This is a genomic window from Paenibacillus sp. J22R98 (genome assembly GCF_059383835.1).
This window is the reverse complement of the sequence record NZ_JBXENW010000007.1, coordinates 1-21,379: the sequence shown is the minus strand read 5'-3', so window position 1 is coordinate 21,379 and position 21,379 is coordinate 1. Positions and strand designations below refer to the sequence as shown.

General features: G+C 50.4%; 20 protein-coding genes. 15 read left to right on the top strand and 5 right to left on the bottom strand.

The window, feature by feature from the left end; genetic code table 11:
* Window positions 1-8: 8 nt before the first annotated feature.
* Both AC50Y3_RS19580 and AC50Y3_RS19575 read left to right on the top strand, forming a co-directional pair.
* A complete protein-coding gene (locus AC50Y3_RS19580; RefSeq protein WP_494820405.1) occupies window positions 9-1,481 on the top strand; it encodes a rhamnulokinase in 1,473 nt (490 codons plus the stop codon).
* 42 nt (window positions 1,482-1,523) lie between these two features.
* Window positions 1,524-2,297 carry a DeoR/GlpR family DNA-binding transcription regulator gene (locus AC50Y3_RS19575; protein WP_494820404.1) on the top strand — a complete coding sequence of 258 codons (774 nt, stop codon included), beginning with the start codon at window positions 1,524-1,526 and terminating at the stop codon, window positions 2,295-2,297.
* 47 nt (window positions 2,298-2,344) lie between these two features.
* Here the strand turns inward: AC50Y3_RS19575 and AC50Y3_RS19570 are convergent, their stop codons facing one another.
* The 4 genes from AC50Y3_RS19570 to AC50Y3_RS19555 are packed head-to-tail and all read right to left on the bottom strand — an operon-like array spanning window position 2,345 to window position 4,738.
* The gene (locus AC50Y3_RS19570; RefSeq protein WP_494820403.1) at window positions 2,345-3,109 is read right to left on the bottom strand and encodes an ABC transporter permease; all 765 of its coding nucleotides are present in this window, start codon (window positions 3,107-3,109) and stop codon (window positions 2,345-2,347) included.
* Window positions 3,106-4,050: an ATP-binding cassette domain-containing protein gene (locus tag AC50Y3_RS19565; RefSeq protein ID WP_494820402.1), complete on the bottom strand. Its 945-nt coding sequence runs from the start codon at window positions 4,048-4,050 to the stop codon at window positions 3,106-3,108. The genes AC50Y3_RS19570 and AC50Y3_RS19565 overlap by 4 nt, the downstream gene beginning before the upstream one ends.
* A 12-nt stretch (window positions 4,051-4,062) precedes the next feature.
* Entirely contained in the window at window positions 4,063-4,416 is a 354-nt protein-coding gene (locus AC50Y3_RS19560; protein ID WP_494820401.1) for a DUF1048 domain-containing protein, read from the bottom strand.
* The gene (locus AC50Y3_RS19555) at window positions 4,409-4,738 is read right to left on the bottom strand and encodes a PadR family transcriptional regulator (RefSeq protein WP_494820400.1); all 330 of its coding nucleotides are present in this window, start codon (window positions 4,736-4,738) and stop codon (window positions 4,409-4,411) included. Before AC50Y3_RS19555 ends, AC50Y3_RS19560 begins: the two co-directional genes overlap by 8 nt.
* A gap of 172 nt (window positions 4,739-4,910) precedes the next feature.
* Here AC50Y3_RS19555 and AC50Y3_RS19550 point away from each other — a divergent pair, with 172 nt between their 5' ends.
* The 4 genes from AC50Y3_RS19550 to AC50Y3_RS19535 are packed head-to-tail and all read left to right on the top strand — an operon-like array spanning window position 4,911 to window position 8,615.
* Window positions 4,911-5,639, top strand: a complete 729-nt coding sequence (locus tag AC50Y3_RS19550; protein ID WP_494820704.1) for a (Fe-S)-binding protein — start codon at window positions 4,911-4,913, stop codon at window positions 5,637-5,639.
* Entirely contained in the window at window positions 5,636-7,165 is a 1,530-nt protein-coding gene (locus AC50Y3_RS19545; RefSeq protein ID WP_494820399.1) for a LutB/LldF family L-lactate oxidation iron-sulfur protein, read from the top strand. The genes AC50Y3_RS19550 and AC50Y3_RS19545 overlap by 4 nt, the downstream gene beginning before the upstream one ends.
* Complete coding sequence (locus AC50Y3_RS19540; RefSeq protein WP_494820398.1) at window positions 7,155-7,889, top strand: LutC/YkgG family protein; 735 nt, start codon at window positions 7,155-7,157, stop codon at window positions 7,887-7,889. Before AC50Y3_RS19545 ends, AC50Y3_RS19540 begins: the two co-directional genes overlap by 11 nt.
* Window positions 7,890-7,907: 18 nt before the next feature.
* Window positions 7,908-8,615: a FadR/GntR family transcriptional regulator gene (locus AC50Y3_RS19535; protein WP_494820397.1), complete on the top strand. Its 708-nt coding sequence runs from the start codon at window positions 7,908-7,910 to the stop codon at window positions 8,613-8,615.
* Window positions 8,616-8,689: 74 nt separating this feature from the next.
* Here the strand turns inward: AC50Y3_RS19535 and AC50Y3_RS19530 are convergent, their stop codons facing one another.
* Window positions 8,690-9,589: an SDR family oxidoreductase gene (locus AC50Y3_RS19530; RefSeq protein WP_494820396.1), complete on the bottom strand. Its 900-nt coding sequence runs from the start codon at window positions 9,587-9,589 to the stop codon at window positions 8,690-8,692.
* Between the two features lie 147 nt (window positions 9,590-9,736).
* Between AC50Y3_RS19530 and AC50Y3_RS19525 the strand changes: the two genes are divergently transcribed.
* From AC50Y3_RS19525 to AC50Y3_RS19485, 9 genes are all read left to right on the top strand, one after another.
* Window positions 9,737-10,009 carry a DUF2277 domain-containing protein gene (locus AC50Y3_RS19525; RefSeq protein WP_494820395.1) on the top strand — a complete coding sequence of 91 codons (273 nt, stop codon included), beginning with the start codon at window positions 9,737-9,739 and terminating at the stop codon, window positions 10,007-10,009.
* 352 nt (window positions 10,010-10,361) lie between these two features.
* Window positions 10,362-10,922: a putative endonuclease domain-containing protein gene (locus AC50Y3_RS19520; RefSeq protein WP_494820394.1), complete on the top strand. Its 561-nt coding sequence runs from the start codon at window positions 10,362-10,364 to the stop codon at window positions 10,920-10,922.
* A 539-nt stretch (window positions 10,923-11,461) separates the two neighbouring features.
* Window positions 11,462-12,910, top strand: coding sequence for a cardiolipin synthase (gene cls, locus AC50Y3_RS19515; protein WP_494820393.1), 1,449 nt, complete (start codon window positions 11,462-11,464; stop codon window positions 12,908-12,910).
* Window positions 12,911-12,950: 40 nt separating this feature from the next.
* A complete protein-coding gene (locus AC50Y3_RS19510; protein ID WP_494820392.1) occupies window positions 12,951-13,706 on the top strand; it encodes a GTP pyrophosphokinase in 756 nt (251 codons plus the stop codon).
* 218 nt (window positions 13,707-13,924) lie between these two features.
* Window positions 13,925-15,718, top strand: a complete 1,794-nt coding sequence (locus tag AC50Y3_RS19505; RefSeq protein WP_494820391.1) for a sensor histidine kinase — start codon at window positions 13,925-13,927, stop codon at window positions 15,716-15,718.
* Entirely contained in the window at window positions 15,711-17,273 is a 1,563-nt protein-coding gene (locus tag AC50Y3_RS19500) for a response regulator (RefSeq protein ID WP_494820390.1), read from the top strand. Before AC50Y3_RS19505 ends, AC50Y3_RS19500 begins: the two co-directional genes overlap by 8 nt.
* A 91-nt stretch (window positions 17,274-17,364) precedes the next feature.
* Window positions 17,365-18,288: an ABC transporter permease gene (locus tag AC50Y3_RS19495; RefSeq protein ID WP_494820389.1), complete on the top strand. Its 924-nt coding sequence runs from the start codon at window positions 17,365-17,367 to the stop codon at window positions 18,286-18,288.
* Window positions 18,289-18,299: 11 nt separating this feature from the next.
* Complete coding sequence (locus tag AC50Y3_RS19490; protein WP_494820388.1) at window positions 18,300-19,205, top strand: carbohydrate ABC transporter permease; 906 nt, start codon at window positions 18,300-18,302, stop codon at window positions 19,203-19,205.
* A gap of 84 nt (window positions 19,206-19,289) precedes the next feature.
* A complete protein-coding gene (locus tag AC50Y3_RS19485) occupies window positions 19,290-21,050 on the top strand; it encodes an ABC transporter substrate-binding protein (protein WP_494820387.1) in 1,761 nt (586 codons plus the stop codon).
* The last annotated feature ends 329 nt before the right edge of the window (window positions 21,051-21,379 follow it).

Sequence of the window (21,379 nt, the reverse complement as noted above, 5' to 3'; positions counted from 1 at the left end):
GATGCAGCTTGCCAAGCATTCTGGCTTATGACCTTGGAGCCAGCAGCGGAAGAGCGCTGCTAGGCCGATTGACTAATCGCACTATCGAGGTGGAGGAGCTTCACCGATTCGGCAATGACCCGGTCGGCGTTGGCGACCGTTTGCAGTGGGACATTCTCCGCTTGTTTCATGAGATCAAACAGGGACTGCTCAAGGCGAAGCATGCCGGCGAAACGCCGGCAAGTCTCGCCATCGACTCCTGGGCGGTCGACTTTGGACTCATCGGCCGAGGCGGCGAGCTGCTTGGCAATCCGTATCACTATCGGGATCATCATACCGACGGTGTGATGGAACGCACGAAGGCGCGCCTGACGACGGAGATGATTTTCGGCCGGACAGGAATTCAGTTTCTGCCGTTCAATACGATTTACCAGCTGGCTGCGCTGAAGGAAGCGAACTCTCCGCTGCTTGAGGGAGCGGAACGTTTTCTCATGATTCCGGACTTGCTTCGATACTTCCTGACCGGCGAGATGCATAACGAATTCTCCAATGCGACAACGACGCAGCTGTATAATCCGCTCGAAGGCCGCTGGGACCAGCCGCTGCTTGAAGCGATTGGGATCACGCCTTCACTGTTCGGCGACGTTGTTCAGCCAGGAGCGCGAGTGGGGCAATTGCGGCCTTCGCTTATGGAAGAGCTCGGCATCGGCGCAGTTCCGGTGTATGCGGCAGCCGAACACGACACAGGTTCTGCGGTTGCGGCGGTACCGGCGCTGGAGCGGGATTTTGCCTACTTAAGCTGTGGCACTTGGTCGCTGATGGGAACGGAGATTGATCGTCCGATCATCAACGAGCTCGCGCAGGAGCTGAATTTCACGAATGAAGGCGGCGTTTACGGGACGTACCGTCTGCTCAAGAATATTATGGGGCTGTGGATTTTGCAGGAAAGCCGCAGAGCATGGGAACGTGCCGGTCAATCGTACAGTTTCCCTGAACTGATCGCTATGGCGGAGAAGGCGCCGGCATTCGGTGCCCTCATAGAGCCGGATGATCCGATGTTCCTGCATGCAGGCGATATGCCGGCGCGAATCCGCCAGTATTGCGTATCGACGGGGCAGACAGCGCCTGCAACGCCGGGCGAAATCGTCCGCTGCGTTCTGGAAAGTCTTGCACTGAAATACCGTTATGTGCTTGAATTAACAGAGCGGCTGTCAGGCAAATCGTTCAGCGGCCTGCATATGGTAGGCGGCGGCATTCAAAATGTACTGCTGTGCCAGTGGTCGGCGAATGCGATCGGCAAGCCGGTTTGGGCCGGTCCGGTTGAAGGCAGCGCCCTTGGCAACCTAGTCGTGCAGTGGATCGCGCAAGGCGAGCTCTCCGATATTTGGGAAGCGCGCAAGGTGATCCGGGAGTCGTTCCCTGTCGTGGTGTACGAGCCGCAGGAACGCCAATTATGGGATGATGCATATGGGAAATTCCGTGCGTTAACGGGACTTATCTAATAGAAGATAGCAATATGAGCAGTTCGCGAGAAGAGGATGACTATGCTGGTTGCAGAGCGTTATGAGAAAATAGTGGGACTGGTAAATGAACGGGGCAGCATCCGGGTAACGGAGCTTAGCGAGCTGTGCCAGGTGACGGAGGAGACGATCCGCCGCGATCTGGACCGGCTGGAGCAGGCGGGCAGACTTCGCCGTTCGCACGGCGGCGCGGTCAGCGTCAAGGATCTGCCGCAGCAGCAGCAGCCGGAAATTCCGTATGCGGAGCGGGAAATTACGCACGCGGAGGAGAAGAAGCGTATTGCGCAGGAGGCGGTCAAGCTCATTCGCCCGAAAGACCGCATCTTGCTCGACGCGAGCTCGACCGCGTGGTATATGGCATCGTATTTGCCGGATTTTCCGCTCACGGTGCTGACCAATTCGATCAAAGTAGCGACAGAGCTGAGCAGTAAGGAGCGCATCGAAGTCATTTCGACAGGCGGCTTGCTGGCGCAGCGCTCGTTATCTTTTGTCGGTCCGCTGGCGGAACGGTCGCTCGACCTTTACCATGTCGATAAAGTATTTCTCTCTTGCAAAGGGGTTCACTTGGACCGCGGTATTAGCGAATCCAATGAGCTGCAAGCGCGCATCAAGCAGAAAATGATCGGTATGGCGGACGAGGTTGTCTTGCTGGCCGATGCCAGCAAGTTTGGGGTACAGGCGTTCACGCATGTTGCGGATATCGGCGAAATCGATCGGATCATTACCGATCAGCGGCTTCCGCAAGAGATCCGATTGCAGCTTGCTGAGCGAACAACGATTTCGGTATTAACCGTGTAAGCAGCAAAGATGACTTCTAGTTTTTTCAGAAGTCATCTTTTTTTTTGTTATTTCATTCTCCGCTTATACACCTTCATCGCGGAGAAACAGAATACAACAAGAATCGCCGAACTCCATATCACCGCCGATAGCGTTGTTTTGTCCGCTGTTTCTCCGAGTAAGAGAGAACGAATGCTTTCGATAAGCGGCGTCATGGGCTGGTATTCCGCAAATACGCGAACAGCCTTAGGCATGCTGTCGGTGGGAGCAAAAGCCGAGCTCACAAATAAAAGCAGCATCAGAATGTAAGCAAATACTCCGGCACCTTCGAAGGTTTTGGCAAGTAGGCCAAAGGTGACGGCAATCCACGTGAATGCGAGAATGCTGAGCAACAGAATAAGGATGGCTAAAGTCCAACCTAGCGCGTCCGCTTGCGGGCGAAACCCCATCAAGAAGGCTGCGAGAAAAATAGCGATCAGCGAAATGATGTTAAACACCAAGGATGCGATCACGTGCCCGCCTAGAATCGAGGCTTTCGCAATGGGCATGGAGTGGAAGCGTTCGAAAACACCTTTTGTAAGATCGTTATTGATACGGAGCGAAGAGTAGGCAACGCCGCTGGCAATACAGAAAAGTAAGATGCCGGGCACAATGTAATTGATATAGCTTAGATCGCCGGTATTCATCGCGCCGCCGAAGACGTAAACGAAGAGCAGCATCATCATGATCGGCATGGCGAGAACGGTAATAATCGTATCGATGCTGCGCGTGGAGTAGCGAATGACTCGCCCGCTCATAACGGCAGTATCGCTAATAAAATGCATCAGCTTCATAGGGATCGCTCCTTCTCGCTTGCGACGAATGTGAGAAACACATCTTCAAGCGTAGGCAGTTTCTGCGCGAATTCGGCAATTTCGATTTCCGCGTCCGCTGCTTTAGTCAGCAGCTTGAGCATTTGCTTCGTACTTCCGTCGGTGACGACGGAGAGCGTAAGATTGTTCGCATCCGCAGCCGCGTTGTAATCGGTAAACAGCTCACGTGCTCGATATAGTGCAGCTTCATTGTCGAACCGGAGCTCCAGATGTCCGCGCGGCAGTAAGTTTTTCAGCTCCGCGGGGCTGCCGTTTGCTACGATTTTGCCTTCATGCAGGATGGCGATTTGATCGGCAAGATGGTCGGCCTCTTCTAGATATTGCGTGGTAAGGAAGATCGTGACACCTGATTTGGCAAGGCCTTTGATGATCTCCCACATGGCAATGCGGGATTGGGGGTCAAGTCCGGTAGTCGGCTCATCGAGAAAAATAACACGAGGGCTGCCTAGCAAACTCATGGCCAGATCCAAGCGCCGGCACATGCCTCCGGAATATGTGGCGATACGGCGATCTGCGGCATCGAGCAAGTCAAAACGGCGCAAGAGGTCTTCGGCTTGTTTGTCGGGGTTCGGCAAATGGCGCAGTTTGGCCATCATGCGAAGATTCTCGCGTCCGGACAGAATGTAGTCTACGGTAACGCTTTGTCCGGTCAGGCTGATTTCCTTCCGCACCTGCTCCGGCTGAATGGTGACATCATAGCCATTAATCTTCGCTTGACCGCTGTCAGGCTGGAGCAAAGTGGCGAGTGTTTTGATGATCGTGGTTTTGCCGGCACCGTTGGAGCCGAGCAGGGCAAAGGTCGAACCCTTCTGCACGGTGAAGTCCACTCCGCGCAGAACTTCTACATGTTTATAAGCTTTCTTAAGGCCTGTTACTTCGATGGCTAGATTGTTCGTCGGCATGATGATCGCCTCCTATTTCCCCAGTTTTTTATGAATGGATGCATTCATTTTGGCGCGCATTTGCCCTGTCCAAGTCTGAGAAGAAACACCTTCCAGCAGACCGTCACAGAAAGCCATGACGTCGTTTCCCACCAGATCAAGAACGTCACGTCCTTCAGCAGAGGCAAGTTCAAACATGTCGAGCATCTCGGGAAACAGGTTGATGACTGCGGGATCGTTGGATGAGAAAGTGAGCATATAGTGGGAGGCGATCTTATAAACCTCACGGTATTCATACGGAAGCTTCTTTGAACGTTTAACGCACGCCCTATATACTTTTTTCTGCTTTCGTCCTTCATTGATGGCATTTGCTATTTGGTTAAACATGGCTATCCTCCTTCAGTTGGGCAAGTCTTGACGAAATGTAGCCCCATTTGTCCCAAAACAACTTAAGCTCTCGCTGCCCCGTGTCATTGAGGCGGTAAAACTTCCTTGGCGGTCCGACGTCGGATGGTTTCTTCTCGATATCAACGAGCTGATTCTTCTCCAGTCGAATTAGAATCGTGTAGACCGTACCTTCAACGACATCTTCAAAGCCGAGCGAATTGAGTGTTTTTACGATTTCATAGCCATAGGTTTCTTTCCGGCCGATGATTTCAAGCACGCAGCCTTCCAGAACTCCTTTCAGCATTTCCGTAAGATTTTCCATAAGAGTCCTCCAAGCTACTTTGTATTGCTTAGTACCACTACATAGTATCACCAAGTAGATGGAAAGTAAACAGGGGATTGAGCCAAGTATCCGCACTTTTCTATTGTCAACATGTCTGACAACCTGATAAAATGATATCATAACTATTTCATAAGGCGAGGTGCCGATGAGCGTGAAAGTTTCCTTATTTATAACTTGTTTAAGCGATGCCTTATATCCTCCGGTCGGTGAAGCAATGGTGCGTTTATTAGCTAGATACGGTGTGACGGTGGATTTTCCAACGGTACAAACCTGCTGCGGCCAGCCTGCTTTCAACAGCGGCTATTGGAAGGAAGCTCGGGAGACGGCGGCTACGATTTTGGCTGCTTTTGAAGATTGTGATTTCGTCATTTCCCCATCCGGTTCTTGTACCGGCATGATTCATCATTATCCGAAGCTGTTCGAGAACGATCCTGTCATGCTGGAGAAAGCGATTAAGCTGCAGGAGAAATCCTACGAGTTTACGCAATTTCTGGTGCAGGTGCTGGGAGTTACGGATGTTGGCGCGAGCTTCCCGCATAAAGTCACGTATCATCCTTCCTGCCACGGCAGTCGTCTGCTGGGCGTGAAGGAGGAGCCGCTAATGCTGATGAAGCAAGTGCAGGGGATGGAGCTTATTCCGCTTCCTTTTGCCAATGATTGCTGTGGATTCGGGGGAACGTTTGCGGTCAAAATGTCGGATATTTCCGGTGCGATGGTGAGCGAGAAGAGCGATCATGTGCTGGAGACGGAGGCGGAAGTGCTTGTTGGCTTAGATATGGCATGCCTGATGAACATTGCGGGCAATTTGCGTTACCGGGATAAGCCAGTGCGCGTGATGCATTTGGCGGAGCTTCTCTATGAAGGAGTGAAAGGCGCATGAGCGGAGCAGGAGCGGTTGGCGGCAACACGGTCAAAGAACGGGCGGATATCGCGCTGAACAATGATTTTCTGCGTAAAGCGGTTCGGTTTACGACAGAGCGGCTGCGTACGGGCAAGGAAAAAGCGGCCGAGGATCATGGCAACTGGGATGATTGGCGTGAACGCGGACGGCAAATCCGTTTGCATACCATTGCGCATCTCGATTATTACTTGAATCTGTTTGTGAACAATGCGCGGGCGAACGGCGTCCATGTGCATTTTGCCGAGACGGCAGCGGATGCGGTGAAGATCTCCCTTGATATTGCGAAGCATGTTGAGGCCAAATCGGTCGTGAAGTCCAAGTCGATGGTGACGGAGGAGCTTCATCTCAACACGGCACTGGAATCGATCGGGGTCGAAGCGATTGAGACCGATCTTGGTGAATATATCATTCAATTGGCTGGCCAAACGCCATCCCATATTATCATTCCGGCTATTCACTTGAATCGCTATCAAATTGCGGATTTACTCTCGGCTGATGCCGGAGAGACGCTTGAACCGGATACGCAGATTCTTGCCGGCTTCGTGCGCCGCAAATTGCGTGAACGGTTTCTGGAAGCGGACATCGGCATGACGGGCTGTAACTTTGCCATCGCCGAGACGGGCTCGATGGTCTTGTTCGAGAATGAGGGCAATGCGCGGATGGTGACGACCGTTCCGAAGACGCAAATTACGCTGATGGGGATGGAGCGTATTATTCCGTCGTTCGCCGATCTGGAAGTGATGGCGACGCTGCTGCCGCGTTCGGCGACCGGGCAGAAGCTTACGGTGTATATGTCGGCTATTTCCGGGCCGCGCCGCGAGGTCGATGCGGATGGTCCGGATGAGATGCATATTATAATCGTCGATAACGGGCGTTCGCTGCAGCTTGGCGACCCTGAGTTCCAGGAGCTGCTGAACTGCATTCGCTGCGGCGCATGTCTGAATGCTTGTCCGGTTTATCGCCATATTGGCGGTCATGCCTATGGCGGCACTTATAGCGGACCGATTGGTGCGGTGCTTACCCCGGCGCTGAAGAAAAACGTGGCGGAGTGGGACGATATCGCCAATGCTTCGAGCTTATGCGGTGCATGTTATGAGGCTTGTCCGGTGAAGATTCCGCTTCACGAGATGCTCGTTTATTTGCGCCGCCGCAAGCTGGAGAGCGGACGCGGCGATAAGCTGGAAGCGCTCGGCATGAAGGGCTTCGCTGCGGTAATGAAGAATTCGAAGCGGTTTAAAGCGGTGCTGAAGATCGGTCAATTGGGTCAAAAGCTCGTCGTTCGCGATGGCGGTATTCGCACGAAGGTCGGTCCGTTGAAGGGCTGGAACACGTACCGCGTTGCGCCGAGCTTGCCTAAAGCATCATTTAGGGAGAAATGGCCGACGATGGAAGCGGAAATCCGCGGCGGCTTGCAGGAGATGGATCCTGCGATGAAGAGCCGGATGGAAGCGATTGTGAAAGACCGCGGAACAGGCAAAGGAGGAGGTCATGGTCATGGCAGCTAGGTCAAAGGAGCATCAAGCATGGCTCGACGGGCTTGCCGCGGAGTCGCGCGCCAAGCAGACGGGTTTCATCGACGGCATCTCCGAGAAGCTGAGACGTCCGCGTGAGATTGAGCCGCCGGCGCATCCGTATCGCGGCGCGCCGGATTTCTGGCAAGACTTTGAGTGGCCGCTCGAGGAGCGCGTGCTCAAGTTTATGGAGAATTTCAAAGCTGTCGGGGGGCATCCCGTTCGGCTTGCCGATATGGAAGAAGCGAAGTCGTTTATTGCGGGCAAAGCGGCCGAGATGAGCGCGAAGTACGTAATCCGCCAAAATCAACCGGAGCTGAACGAGCTTGGCTTGGAAGCGTCCATTCCGGATGCGAAGATTTCCGTTTGGAACAGCGATCCGGAGGAATACTGGAAAGCACGCGCTGCTGAAGCGGATTTCGGCGTTGTTGTCGCTGATTATGCAGCGGCGTATACGGCTTCGATTACGGTATTGTCTTCGAAGGACAAAGGACGCTCCGTTAGTTTGCTGCCGACTGTACTCATGGCGATTATTCCGATTGAGCGATTGCATACACGTTTAGGGCAAGTTTTGATAAACTTTGATCAGGCAGGGCGCGCGAACTTGCCGGCAGGCATTCATTTTATATCCGGACCAAGCCGATCTGCCGATATCGAGAACGACCTGACCATTGGCGTACATGGTCCCGGTGTCGTCTATGCGATCATTGTTGGCTAATAGAAGGGAATTCTACCGATGGAAGTTACCCGTTTATCGAAACGCAACCATTATGAGGAGATTGCTGAGCAGCTCAAGCGCTTGGTAATTGACGGCAAGCTGAAAGTCGGCGACAAGCTGCCTTCGACGAAGGAGATGTCGGAGCAGTTCGGCGTCGGACGATCGACCATGCGCGAGGCGCTGAGCGCGCTGAAGGCGATGGGCTATATCGAGATCAAGCAGGGCGGCGGTTGCACGGTCATCAGCAGCGCACCGCCTGAGGTGGAGCTGCCCGAATTGCAGTCGCTGCGAATGAACCGCGAGACGCTGCTCGAGCTGCTCGAAGCGAGGCAGTCCTTGGAGGTGTCGAATGCCTCCATCGCTGCGCTGAAGGCGACGGACGCGGATTTGGCTGAGCTCCACCGGATCATGCTGGAGATGGAAGCCTCCGTCGGCGATGATCTGGAAGGGGAGCGCACCGACGTGGAGTTCCATGCGACGCTGGCACAAGCGACGCATAACTCCATTATGGTGCGGCTGTTCGATTCCATCGTGAGCCAGCTCGAAATGGCGATCCGCGAGATTCGGCGAGTCGAGATATACGCGAATCGCTCGGTTTCCGAGCGATTGTACCGCGAGCATCTCGCTATCTATGAGGCGATCTCAAGCCGGGATGCCGATCTCGCGGGCGAGCGGATGAAGCAGCACCTTGTTCATGTGGTGAGTAATTTGTTGAAGCATTTGTAGGGATATGCGATGAAATGCCCGCCGAGATCAGATTTGATCTTGAGCGGGCATTTTGTTGTTTGTTCAAGAAAGTGTTAGGTTGTGACCATTGCGCCTCCGTTGACGTGGATGACTTCGCCTGTCACATAGCTGGAATCGTCGGAGGCCAGGTAGACGTAAGCCGGTGCAAGCTCGAACGGCTGCCCAGCCCGCCTCATCGGTGTATCCAAGCCAAAAGTGGATACGTAATCCGCAGGGTAGCTGGACACCGTAAGCGGCGTCCAAATCGGTCCGGGAGCGACCGCATTTACTCGAATGCCTTGGTGAACGAGGGATAGGGAAAGTGAACGCGTGAAAGAAACAACAGCACCTTTTGTAGAAGAATAGTCAATTAGGAGAGGGGCCCCTTGATAGGCAGTAATGGAAGCTGTGTTGACGATCGCACCTCCGGACTTCATATGCGGAAGCGCGGCTCTGGTGATATAGAACATGGGGAAAATGTTCGTTTTGTACGTGTTATATAGCTGCTCGGTGGATATATGCATAATGCTGGTTTGCGGGAACTGTACACCTTGGTTAAGGATTAAGACGTCTATTTTACCATAAGTCCGCATCGTTAGATTGACGACGTCCCGGCAGTGCTGCTCCGATCTTAAGTCACCCGGGATAAGCAGGCAGGTTCTGCCGAGCTGCTCGATTCTCTGTTTGGTTTCGTTGGCATCCCTATGCTCATAGAGATAGGGGATGACGATATGGGCTCCTTCTTTGGCAAAAGCAATTGCGACCGCTCGACCAATTCCACTATCGCCGCCGGTAATGATGGCAACCTTGTCTTGCAGCTTGCAGCTGCCTTTATACGAAGGATTTTCAAAAATCGGCCGTGGCACCATTTCATATTCAAGCCCTGGTTGTACAGGCTGATGCTGGGGAGGAAATGCGATCGGCTCTTCTTTGCAGACTGTCTTTTTCCCATAGTAAGGGTATACCGGAATCATGGGCTGTGGCTAACCTCCTGAAAATAATCGGATGGTCTACCTTATTCAGCTGCACGTGAATGGGTACATGAGCGGAGTTCGAGACTAGAGACTGAGGCTGCGGTGTAGTAAAATAAGGAATAATGCTTGTCCAAAAGGAGACTCGATATGTGCCGTAATATTAAGACGCTGTTCAATTTTGATCCGCCCGCTACAGAAGAAGAGGTTCATGCAGCCGCGGTGCAATTTGTCCGTAAACTCTCGGGGTTCACTGCACCATCCAAAGCGAATGAGGCTGCCTTCCACACCGCGATTGACGAAGTTACCGCAGTTGCTCAGAAGCTGCTGAGCTCCCTAGTAACCAACGCCGAACCGCGCAATCGCCAAATCGAGATCGAACGCGCCAAAATCCGCTCGATCAAGCGGTTTGGGACGAAGTAGCAACGAAAAAATGGCGTGTTGCGTTATCGGCTAGATGAGTTCGAACGCGGTCGGTAAGCATTGGGACTAGTAGCGACGAATGTTTTGGTTTCTCGCAAAATCCCTCTCTGGCGCCCATTAGTCGAATCCACTATAATTGAAGCATAAGCGTAAACTTAATTTGTCCTGAAGTACAGGCTGCTCTTCTCGGAAGTTTCTCCGAGCGGGCAGCCTATTTTTATTTGGCGGGGAGTGTGACAAGATGATGGAGCAAGAGTTCGAAAAGGCATATGCGCGTATGATGGAGCAGGCAATGATAGGTGGGAGCGAAGAGCGAAAATGAAGATTGTCGGAGCCCGGAGAAGCAGAGAAAGTGCTACTTCAGCAGATATGGTGGCCGGCAGTCGGGAGCTTGGATTATTTACATCCCGAGTATGAGCTAGTGGATTTGAAAGGCGGGACACGATTCGCAGACTTCGCTTATTGCCCGCCGTTGTCTTATCAGCTATTACTGGAGGTTGACGGTTTTGGACCGCACTGGCGAGACATTTCTCGTTGGAAATTCGCTGATGACCTAAGCCGCCAAAATCATCTGCTGATCGAAGGCTGGAAACTGCTGCGTTTCGCCTATGACGAGGTCATGGAGAAACCGCGCCGCGGCCAACAAACCCTACTCATGGGCTTGGCCAAATGGGGCGGCATCTCTCGCCCCACTGGCGAGGAGTTGAGTGTATACGAGCGAGCACTCCTGCATCTGATGCAGGAGTGCTGGGGCGAGCTGACATTAAAGGATGCAGCTATGACATTAGGGACAACGAAAAGAACAGCAGCAAAAGGGCTTCAATCGCTAGTTAGTAAAGGGATGTTAGTCGTTTCAACTTCCCCGACGGGTCGAATTATGCGCTATAAATTCCCATCACGCTTTGTTAAATGATGTGTAACTACTTGAGAGTAGCTCTGAGGGCAACACATCGGCAGAAAGTAAGCTACTTTAAGGAAAGAGTAGCTCCCAGAGCAACACAATAGGAGTTAGTTGGCGAATCCAGTTCAAGAGTGGTTCTCAGGGCAACACATCGGCAGCAAGCAAGCTACTTTAAGGAAAGAGTAGCTCTCAGAGCAACACATCGGAAGTTAGTCGGTGAATCCGGCTCAAGAGTGGCTCTCGAGACAACACATTGGCAGCAGGGAAGCTAATTTAACGAAAGAGTAGTTCTCAGAGCAACACAATAGGAGTTAGTTGGCGATTCCAGCTCAAGAGTAGCTCTCAGGACAACACATTGGCAGCAAGTAAGCTAATTTAACGAAAGAGTGGCTCCCAGAGCAACACATCGGAAGTTAGTTGGAGGAGTTAGCTCACAGTGGCACCTGGAGCAACACATCCCTTCCCCCACCACTTTTGGCCTACGGCCCAAAATGGTTTATACTGGGTAGGGAGTGCAATGATGCTGCAAGCATTCGAGGAGAGGCATGCCGATGCTTACGTTTGGGAATTTTTTTACGTATTTGATGGTTGTTAATATTCCGCTTGCGATTGCGGTTATCTTCATGGAAAGGCGTAACGTGGGCGTGACCTGGGCCTGGTTGATGGTCCTTCTTTTTCTGCCTGCGGTTGGATTCGTGGTGTACCTTGTCCTGGGGCAGAATTTGAGCAAGAAGAAGATTTATAAGCTGAACAAGCGCACGAAAGAAACGATGAACGCGATGATCGAGAATCAGCGGCGGGAGTTTCGGGATAATCAGGTTGTGTTTAACGATGCAGCAGCTGCGAATTACGCGGATATGATCTACATGAATTTGACGAGCGGTTTCGCGCTGTACACGCAGAACAACAAGGTTGAAATTTTTACCGACGGCAATGATAAATTCGGTGCACTGTTCGACGATATTGAGCGGGCGAGCAGTCATATTCATCTCATGTACTACATCGTACAGAACGACAAGCTGGGCAATCGACTACTCGATGTGCTCGCCGCCAAAGCCAAACAAGGGGTCAAGGTCAGATTCCTAGTCGATGACATCGGGTGCTCGCTGCTACCGCGTCACTTCTTCGATCGGCTGAAGGCAGCGGGAGGAGAGGTCGCATTCTTCTTCCCATCCAAAATCCCTTACCTGAACATACGCGTCAATTACCGCAATCATCGGAAGCTTGCGATTATCGACGGGCAAATTGGCTATATTGGCGGCTTCAACATTGGCGATGAATATTTAGGGCAGGACGAGCGTTATGGCGCGTGGCGGGATTCGCATCTGCGCATCACCGGACATGCAGTGCTCCAAATGCAGGCGCATTATATGCTGGATTGGAATATGGCTTCATCGTCGCCGATTACAAGGGATGTACTGGAGCTGTTCCCGCCGACCGCCAACACAGGAAACGCGGGCATTCAGATTGTGTCTAGCGGACCGGACCAGACGCTGGAGCAAATCAAGAACGCGTATATTAAAATGATCAATTCCGCAAAGGAAACGATCTATATCCAAACGCCTTATTTTATACCCGACGAGAGCTTATTAACCGCATTGAAAATGGCCGTGTTATCCGGAATCGACGTGCGCATGATGCTGCCAAGCAAACCGGATCACAAAATGGTGTACTGGGCATCGTACTCGTATTTGGGGGACTTACTCTGCGAAGGCATGAAATGTTACCTCTATGAGAAGGGGTTCCTGCACGCGAAAACGATCGTGGTGGATGGTCATGTCGCCTCGGTAGGGACGGCGAATGTGGACATTCGCAGCTTCAAATTGAATTTTGAAGTTAACGCGATTCTATATGATACCGAAACGGCGGCACAGCTGAAACGTATATTCGAAGATGACATGAAGGTCAGCACGGAGCTGACTTACGAAGCCTATACGCAACGATCGACGTTTCACAGGTTCAGGGAATCCTGCGTACGGTTGTTATCACCGATCTTGTAGTGGGTAATACAGATGAGAGCATCAAGGAGTGTGAGTGACGATGATGGACAAGCAAATGGTGATGGAATGGGCCAAAATGCTCATGAGCTATAAGTTTGCATTGGATGAAATAAGCACGAAGCTGACCATTCTCAATGAAGAACTTCAATTTGTTCAGCATTACAACCCCATCGAGCATGTGAAAACACGGATAAAATCGCCGGAGAGCATCGTGGAGAAACTGCAGCGCAAAGGGGTGGAAGTGTCCAAAGAAAATGCGGCCGCACATATTCGGGATATCGCCGGCGTTCGTGTGATTTGCTCGTTCACAACCGACGTATACCGCGTGTACGAAATGATTCTCAGACAAGGTGACGTTAAGGTGATCGAGGTCAAGGATTACATAAAAGATCCGAAGCCAAACGGGTATCAAAGCTTGCACATGATTATTGAAATCCCGGTGTTCTTATCCGAGCGCATTGAGCATGTAAAAGTGGAAATTCAGCTGCGGACCATCGCCATGGATTTCTGGGCTAGTTTAGAGCACAAAATATATTACCAATTTCACGATGATATGCCGGAATCCATTCGGGATCAGCTTAAGGAAACGGCCGATATGATCGGAGCGCTCGACAAACGGATGCTCGGCTTGAAAGAGGAAGTACAGCGCTTCAGTGATAGTGCTCTGCATAACACGACATCATCGCTTTCGTTGTCGCCACCTGCACCACCGGCGCCTAAGCCCACCCCGAAACCGGCACCTGTGGCTGCACTTTCACCCAAGCCTGCACCTGCGCAATCCCCTCTTTATAAGTAACCGAACCGAAAGAACGATACCTAGCCGGTATCGTTCTTTTTTACGTTTTAAACAGAAATCACTAATTATTACATGAAAAATGGAACAAATTTTACCTGTTCTTTCGAGTTTCAATTGATTAGAATGGAGAATATGCTTTCGAGCATCGTAAATAACCAACTATTTTGTAAACGCTTCCAGAACTAGACAGTTCACAAACAGAAAGGAGGGCCATAGCTATGTTCCGTATTCTAATCCGCAGCATGAATGACATGAAGCTGAGAACAAAGCTTATTTTATCCTGTATCGTCGTTGTTTTCGTACCGGTTATGATGGTCGGGGTCTTTCTGACAAGTGAGCTGCGGCATATGGCGCTTGAAAATGCACTTGAACAGACAGCTGCTAACGTGGAGCGGGTGAAGAAACGAACAGCCGAGGTGATCAACGTCTCGAATGATATTTCCTACCGGATGTCCAATGACAGCCGGCTGGCGGGACTCGCGAATGGTCAGTATGAAACGGTCTACGACGTCGTAAAGGCTTACAAAGATTATCCGGATATTAAGGAATATATCCGTTTGTATAAAGAAATCACCAACATTCGGTTCTACATTAACAATAAGACGCTGCTTAACAATTGGGAGTTCATTCAGCCGACAAGCGCGATTATTCGGACGAACTGGTATCAGACGGCCATCAACAGCAGCGGGCTGATTGGCTGGAACTACATCGAGGATGAACGGGATCACAAACAATATTTGAGCCTTATTCGTAAAATCGATTTTCTGAGCCAGCACAACATCGGTGTACTTGTGATCAATGTGAACGGGCGCATGCTGGATTCGATCCTCAATCAAGAAACCTTCGAGACGATGATCGTGGATGATGACAATCACATCGTATCCGCGAATCGTCCGAATCGGGTAGGGAAGACGCTTGCCGACATTTCATTCGATCCGAACGTCATCGATAAGCAAAGCGGGAGATTCCAAGCGGTTGTGGATGGAAAGTCCTCGCAAATCCAAATCGAACAGCTCGTTCCGGCATCAAGCTTGAATGGGATTCGCATTATTTCCGTATTTTCCATCGAAAGCATCGTGAAGGATGCGAATCAAATTATTGTGCTGGCGCTGACAGTCGTTGCGATCAGTCTCGTAGTGGCAATCGGCTTGATATATGGGTTTGCGACGTTTCTCTCGAATCGTTTGCTGCGTCTTAGCAAACACATTACGAAGGTGGCGACCGGTAACCTCGATATCGCGCTCGAAATTGACGGCAAGGATGAGATTGGACAGCTGTCGAGGCAGTTCAATGCGATGGTGGTCAGTATTAACGAGCTCCTCATCGAAGTCCAGGAATCGAATAAGCAGAAGGTGCAAATTCAGTCGAAGCAAAATGAGATCAAATTCAAAATGATGGCCAGTCAAATCAATCCTCATTTCTTATTCAATGCGCTTGAATCGATCCGAATGAAAGCCCATTTGAAGGGGGAGAAGGAAATTTCGAATGTCGTCAGGCTGCTGGGCAAAATGATGCGCAAAAATCTCGAAGCCGGCAATCGAACCGTTATGCTGCGCAATGAAATCGATATGGTTCGCTGTTATTTGGACATTCAGAAATTCAGATACGAAGATCGGCTAATGTACGAGCTGCTGGTTGACCCCGCTGCCGAGCATGCACCGATTCTTCCGCTTATCATTCAGCCTTTAGTCGAGAATGCAGTCATTCATGGTCTTGAGAACAGGGAGGAAGGCGGGCTTGTTCGCATTAAAGCTGAGTTGCAAGGAGATATGATTCACGTTGAAGTCATTGATAATGGCGAAGGCATGGCGCGCGAGAGGCTGGAAGAGGTGTATCAAACGTTTGGCGATCAAGAGGATGGGGAAGGCAACCGCATCGGGCTGCGAAATGTCCATATGCGATTAAAGCTCCTTTATGGTAGCGACTATGGACTCGATATTTGGAGCGAGCCGGGCATTGGTACCAGAGTTCAATTTACGATTCCTATTGGAGGCGAATCAGCTTATGTATAAAGTGCTCATTACAGATGATGAACCTACGATCCGCGAAGGCTTAAGAACGCTAATTGACTGGCATGGACTTGGTTATGAAGTGGTGGACACCGCAGCAAACGGAAAAGATGCGCTTATCAAATACGAACGGCATAAACCCGACCTGATGATCGTGGATATTCGCATGCCGGGCATGAGCGGGCTCGAGCTGATCGAACAGTTGAGGAGAAACGAACAGACTGTTCATGTCTTAATCCTGAGCGGCTATGCAGACTTCGATTATGCCAAGAAGGCGATTGCGCTGGATACAGACGGTTATCTGCTTAAGCCGGTCGACGAAGACGAGTTGGTCGATTATTTGAACAAGCTGCATACCACACTTAAGCGAGAAACCGCAGAGAAACTGAAGAATGATATGAAGGAAGTATGGAACCGCGAGCGAGTCGTATTATCTTACTTGATTCCGGGTACTCAAGCGCCGGTTGCTTTGCAGGAGCATGAATTAGCGGATGCGGACCTCAATTGGGACAGCTACACGGTCGTGCTCCTGAAGTTGCAAGGCAAAGGGCATGAGATTGAGCATGGACAGCTAATGAAGCTGAAGGGGCTGTTTGTTCAAGCGTTTGAAGAGAAAGGCATCGGTGTCGTGTTCGCCGTCGATTCCTTTATCGGGCTGCTCGTGAAGAAGGATCTACAGATCGATCAGAAGCGACAAGCGTTATACAAAGATATGACAGCGCTATTATCTGATGAGGATCTCGTGGTTACAGTGGCCGCAGGATCAAGCGTTAGCCGATTAGAGGACATCAGCAGCTCCTACGAAGAAGCTGCTAAATACGTGAGTTTGCGTTTCTTCTATGCGAGCGGCCAGCTTATAACGGCGGAGACGGCTTCCATTGCCCAAGCGGCTCCGATAGTCGATGCAGCGGCAGAGGAAGACGTGATTGATTGTGGGGAAACAGCGGGCAAGCTGTATTTTGCCATAGATATCGGAAATGCCAAAGCCATAGCGGAATTGGTTTCGGAGAAAGGCGGATGGCTGCTTGCGCGCGGCAGCTCGGAGCAAACGATTAAAGCTACGCTTGCCGAGATTGTCACCTGCGTGATCAGCAAGCTGTCGCAGCATGATCCCGACATGCAGACAAGAGGCGGACAGCTATCTGCGAGCATCCATGCCATATTCGAGCAAACCCATTACAACGAGATGGAGCAGCATGTCATTGCTTTTCTGCAAGGATTAAAGCCGGAATCGGCGATAGTGGGAACCGACAAACAAATCAAGAAAATGCTTGATTTGATTCAGCGTAATTATGTGGAGAATTTGAAGCTGGATTCCTTGGCGGCTGTATTTAACTATAACAGCGCGTATCTAGGCAAGCTGTTCAAGAACGAAACAGGGGAATATTTCAACACCTATCTGGATAAAGTTCGGGTCGAGAAAGCGAAAGAATTGCTCAGTCAAGGGATGAAGGTGTACCAGGTTGCGGAGAAGGTTGGGTACTCCAACGTCGATTATTTTCATAGCAAATTTAGAAAATACGTTGGCAGCTCTCCATCGGCCTATCGGAAAATGTGAGATTTTTATATGATTTTGAGCAAAATTGTTGGGGTATTGAAAACGCTTTATTTTCCTTATCATTAGATCATACAGCAAGGAGGAATTGCTTATGAACTACCGGAAGCCGCGTTTCTGGCACACATTTATGCAGCAAAAATATTTGTATCTGATGTCTCTTCCCTTCATAGCGTGGGTGTTCGTATTCAGCTATTTGCCACTCTGGGGATGGACAATGGCGTTCCAGAAATTCAAGCCTGCCAAATCGTTTTTTGAACAAAAATGGGTGGGGTTCGAATATTTCAAGGAACTGTTCCATGACGATTCGTTCTTCCAAGCGCTGCGTAACACGCTGGCGATGAGTGTGATGGGTTTGATTGCCGGATTTACGATCCCGATTATTTTCGCCATCTTGCTCAATGAAGTGCGTATCCAAGTGTTCAAGCGTTTCGTTCAAACGATTTCGTACTTACCGCATTTCGTGTCCTGGGTCGTTGCAGCAGGTATCGTCACGAAGATGCTCTCCACCGATAACGGTGCAGTGAACGATCTGTTAGTCGGTCTTCATCTGATTCACGAGCCGATTCAGTTCTCGGCGAAAGGCAATTTGTTCTGGAGTATCGTTACCGCTTCTGATGTATGGAAAGAAACCGGTTGGAACACGATCATCTATCTGGCTGCGATTGCCGGTATCGGACCGGAACTGTACGAAGCAGCGAGAGTGGATGGCGCTAGCAGGCTGCAGCAGGTTTGGAACATTACGCTGCCTGGTATTCGCTCCACGATCATCATTCTGGTTATCATCTCGATCGGCCACTTGATCAGCATCGGGTTTGAGAAACAGTTCTTGCTTGGCAACAATCTAGTCCGTGATTACTCACAAACGCTTGATTTGTATGCGCTTAACTACGGGTTAGGAATGGGTCGATATTCATTCGGTACCGCGATTAACATCTTCAACTCCGTCGTCAGCGTCATCTTGCTCTTCACGGCTAACGGCATTTTCAAGAAAATTACGAAAGAAAGCATCATATAGGAGGCTGCCAAATGGAAACTCGCTCACTATCCAGCGGTACGCCTTGGTCTGACCGCATCTTCGATATCGTTGTCTACACGGCAATCGTCATTGTTACCGTCGCTACACTGTATCCGTTTCTAAACGTGCTGGCGATCTCGCTAAATGATTCTACTGACAGTGTGCGCGGCGGCATTACCATCTTCCCGCGGCAATTCACACTGAAGAATTACGAAACCATATTTGCCTTCTCCGGGTTAATTACCGGGCTTAAGATATCGATTCTTCGGACGGTCATCGGCACGCTGCTTGGTCTCATCAGTGCTTCCATGCTGGCGTTCACACTTAGCCGGGTTGACTTCCAAGGACGGAAATTCGTATCCACGTTCTTGGCGCTCACGATGTATGTATCCGGCGGATTGATTCCGTTCTACATCTTGATCAAGGATCTTCATATGATGGGCACCTTCGCCGTCTATGTATTACCCGGACTTGTTAGCGCATTCAACGTCTTCGTTATTCGGTCCTTTATCGATGGGATCCCTTATGCGCTGCAAGAATCGGCCAAGCTCGATGGCGCCAACGACTTCACGATTTACTGGCGTGTCATTCTGCCGCTGACGAAGCCGGCACTTGCCACGATTGCCTTGTTCCTTGCAGTCGGTCAGTGGAACTCCTGGTTCGATACTTATCTGTACAACGGCTCAAAGGATCATCTGACAACGCTTCAATACGAGCTCATGAAAGTCATTCAGAGCACAACAACGAACGTCGATAATTTCCGCGGCCGCAACATGGTCGAGGTCATGGCGCAGATTTCACCGGAATCCGTGAAGATGGCCATTACGATTATCGTTACGGTACCGATCCTGATTGTGTATCCGTTCTTGCAGAGCTATTTTGTCAAAGGGATGACGCTTGGTGCGGTAAAAAGCTAACTCGCTTCGGTTCACCAGACTTTGGTATTAGCAGGTTTCCTGTTTATACAATATAATTTTTACCATAATGGGAGGGTTTGCAACATGCAAAGAAAGACAGCCAAAACAGCTTCGATTCTAATGTCGCTCACTATGCTTGCTGGATTACTTGCTGGCTGCGGTGGCAACAACAATGAGAAAAACAACGAAACGAGCAATACTGCGGTAACATCGGAAGGCAATGCCAATACGAACGCAGCAAACGCTGATGCTAACAAAGATGCAGCAGCAGAAGATACGTCTCCGCTTACGTTGTCCATGTTTGCTGAAGACCCGAATCCGAACTGGAACAACATGCAAGATGAAGTCAGTAAAGAAATTACGAAGAAAACCGGCGTAACGCTGGATGCTGAATTCGCAGTCGGCGACCCTGCGCAGAAGGTAGCGCTCATCGCAACAAGCGGCGAATACCCGGATATTATTTCGGCTAAAGGCGATATCGGCAAGCTAGTTGACGCTGGCGCTGTCATCGATCTTACAGATCTGATCGATAAATATGCTCCGAACATTAAGAAAGTACTGGGCGATTACCTGGTGCGCGCTAAATATACGAATGAAGACCAAGCGATCTACGCGATTCCTACATGGGCAGCGGCTGATGAGCAGCGTTTTGTGGCAGGCGGCGGCTTCGAGCTTCAACACCGTGTTGTCAAAGAAGCAGGTTACCCGGAAATTCGTACGGTTCAAGACTATGAAGCAGTAATCAAATCGTACTTGGAGAAACATCCGACGGACGAGAACGGCAACAAAAACATCGGTGTATCCTTGAATGCGGATGACTGGCATATGTATATTTCCGTAACGAACCCAGCCGTAGCAACAACCGGCGGTTCCGATGATGGCGAGTATTTCGTTAACCAAGATACGCATGAAGCTATCTATCACTTCCGTCGTCCGGAAGAGAAAGAATATTTCCGCTGGTTGAACCATATGAACGACATCGGCTTGCTTGACAAAGAAAGCTTCGTTCAAAAATATGATCAATACAAAGCGAAAGTTGCAACTGGCCGCGTTCTGGGTCTGATCGACCAAGACTGGGATTACAATGATGGTCAGCAAGCGTTGAAAACAGCTGGCAAATTCGATCAAACGTATGGTCACTATCCGGTTACGATGTCCAAAGATATCAAAGAAGCATCGTTCTGGCCAACTGGTTTCATGGGCGGCTACGGAATCTCGATCTCCAGCACGAATCCGGATCCGGTTCGTACCATTAAATTCTTGGATTACCTAGCTTCCGACGAGTTCCAAGTGCTTAACAACTGGGGTATCGAAGGCAAACACTATAATGTTGTAGATGGCAAACGCGTTGTACCGCAAGAAGTACAAGATCGCATCAACAACGACAACACAGCATTCACGAAAGAAACAGGTATCGGCTTCTACTGGAACATGATGGTTCACTACGGCGATGGCGCTAAAGATCCATCCGGCAACTACTATACGAAGAACTTCCCTGAGCAGCTGGTTCTTGGCTACAGCGATGTAGAGAAAGAAACACTTGCTGCTTACAAAGCAACAACTTGGAAAGACCTGTTCCCGAAAGAGGACGAGTTCAAAGTTAAAGCTTACGGCGCTGCATGGAACATCTCCATTCCGGGCGAAGATGAAGTATCCATTCTTGGCACGAAAATGAGAGACATCACATGGAAACGTATCCCTGAAGCGATCCTGGCTAAACCAGCTGACTTCGACAAAGTATGGGATGCTTACATGGCAGACCTCGACAAAGCCGGCGTGAAGAAAATGGAAGAAGGCTACACTAAATATGTGAAAGACCGCGTTGAGCTCTGGAGCGCGAAGTAAGTAATAGCGAGTGAGGCAAAGAAAGCCTCTTACACCTTTAGGTGTGGGAGGCTTTTTGTTTTGCTAAGCGGCTTGCAGCACGCAGGTGCTTCGGGCTGACATCGGAGTAACGCGATAGGTGGCGAAAACGCACAAGTTGCGCTGAGTCACCGAATATGTGCGGATGTGTTGTCCAGGGAGCAACACAAGCAAAGAAAAAGCCGGCTATTGGCGGATGTGACTGACCCCCGTTCATGAGACAGGGATCAAAACACCTTTCAAGTTAAGCAGCCAGTCGTCGGAAATCAACCGGCGACTGGTTATTTAGTTTCGTTTGAATACGAATTGAG

Excerpts from the sequence above, each read along its gene's own strand:
- AC50Y3_RS19500 (WP_494820390.1), top strand. The coding sequence starts at position 15,711 with ATGTATAAAGTGCTCATTACAGATGATGAACCTACGATCCGCGAAGGC.
- AC50Y3_RS19540 (WP_494820398.1), top strand. The coding sequence starts at position 7,155 with ATGGCAGCTAGGTCAAAGGAGCATCAAGCATGGCTCGACGGGCTTGCC.
- AC50Y3_RS19535 (WP_494820397.1), top strand. The coding sequence starts at position 7,908 with ATGGAAGTTACCCGTTTATCGAAACGCAACCATTATGAGGAGATTGCT.
- AC50Y3_RS19560 (WP_494820401.1), bottom strand. The coding sequence starts at position 4,416 with ATGTTTAACCAAATAGCAAATGCCATCAATGAAGGACGAAAGCAGAAA.
- AC50Y3_RS19555 (WP_494820400.1), bottom strand. The coding sequence starts at position 4,738 with ATGGAAAATCTTACGGAAATGCTGAAAGGAGTTCTGGAAGGCTGCGTG.
- AC50Y3_RS19495 (WP_494820389.1), top strand. The coding sequence starts at position 17,365 with ATGAACTACCGGAAGCCGCGTTTCTGGCACACATTTATGCAGCAAAAA.
- AC50Y3_RS19490 (WP_494820388.1), top strand. The coding sequence starts at position 18,300 with ATGGAAACTCGCTCACTATCCAGCGGTACGCCTTGGTCTGACCGCATC.
- AC50Y3_RS19570 (WP_494820403.1), bottom strand. The coding sequence starts at position 3,109 with ATGAAGCTGATGCATTTTATTAGCGATACTGCCGTTATGAGCGGGCGA.
- AC50Y3_RS19575 (WP_494820404.1), top strand. The coding sequence starts at position 1,524 with ATGCTGGTTGCAGAGCGTTATGAGAAAATAGTGGGACTGGTAAATGAA.
- AC50Y3_RS19485 (WP_494820387.1), top strand. The coding sequence starts at position 19,290 with ATGCAAAGAAAGACAGCCAAAACAGCTTCGATTCTAATGTCGCTCACT.
- AC50Y3_RS19565 (WP_494820402.1), bottom strand. The coding sequence starts at position 4,050 with ATGCCGACGAACAATCTAGCCATCGAAGTAACAGGCCTTAAGAAAGCT.
- AC50Y3_RS19545 (WP_494820399.1), top strand. The coding sequence starts at position 5,636 with ATGAGCGGAGCAGGAGCGGTTGGCGGCAACACGGTCAAAGAACGGGCG.
- AC50Y3_RS19530 (WP_494820396.1), bottom strand. The coding sequence starts at position 9,589 with ATGATTCCGGTATACCCTTACTATGGGAAAAAGACAGTCTGCAAAGAA.
- AC50Y3_RS19505 (WP_494820391.1), top strand. The coding sequence starts at position 13,925 with ATGTTCCGTATTCTAATCCGCAGCATGAATGACATGAAGCTGAGAACA.
- cls (WP_494820393.1), top strand. The coding sequence starts at position 11,462 with ATGCTTACGTTTGGGAATTTTTTTACGTATTTGATGGTTGTTAATATT.
- AC50Y3_RS19510 (WP_494820392.1), top strand. The coding sequence starts at position 12,951 with ATGATGGACAAGCAAATGGTGATGGAATGGGCCAAAATGCTCATGAGC.
- AC50Y3_RS19525 (WP_494820395.1), top strand. The coding sequence starts at position 9,737 with ATGTGCCGTAATATTAAGACGCTGTTCAATTTTGATCCGCCCGCTACA.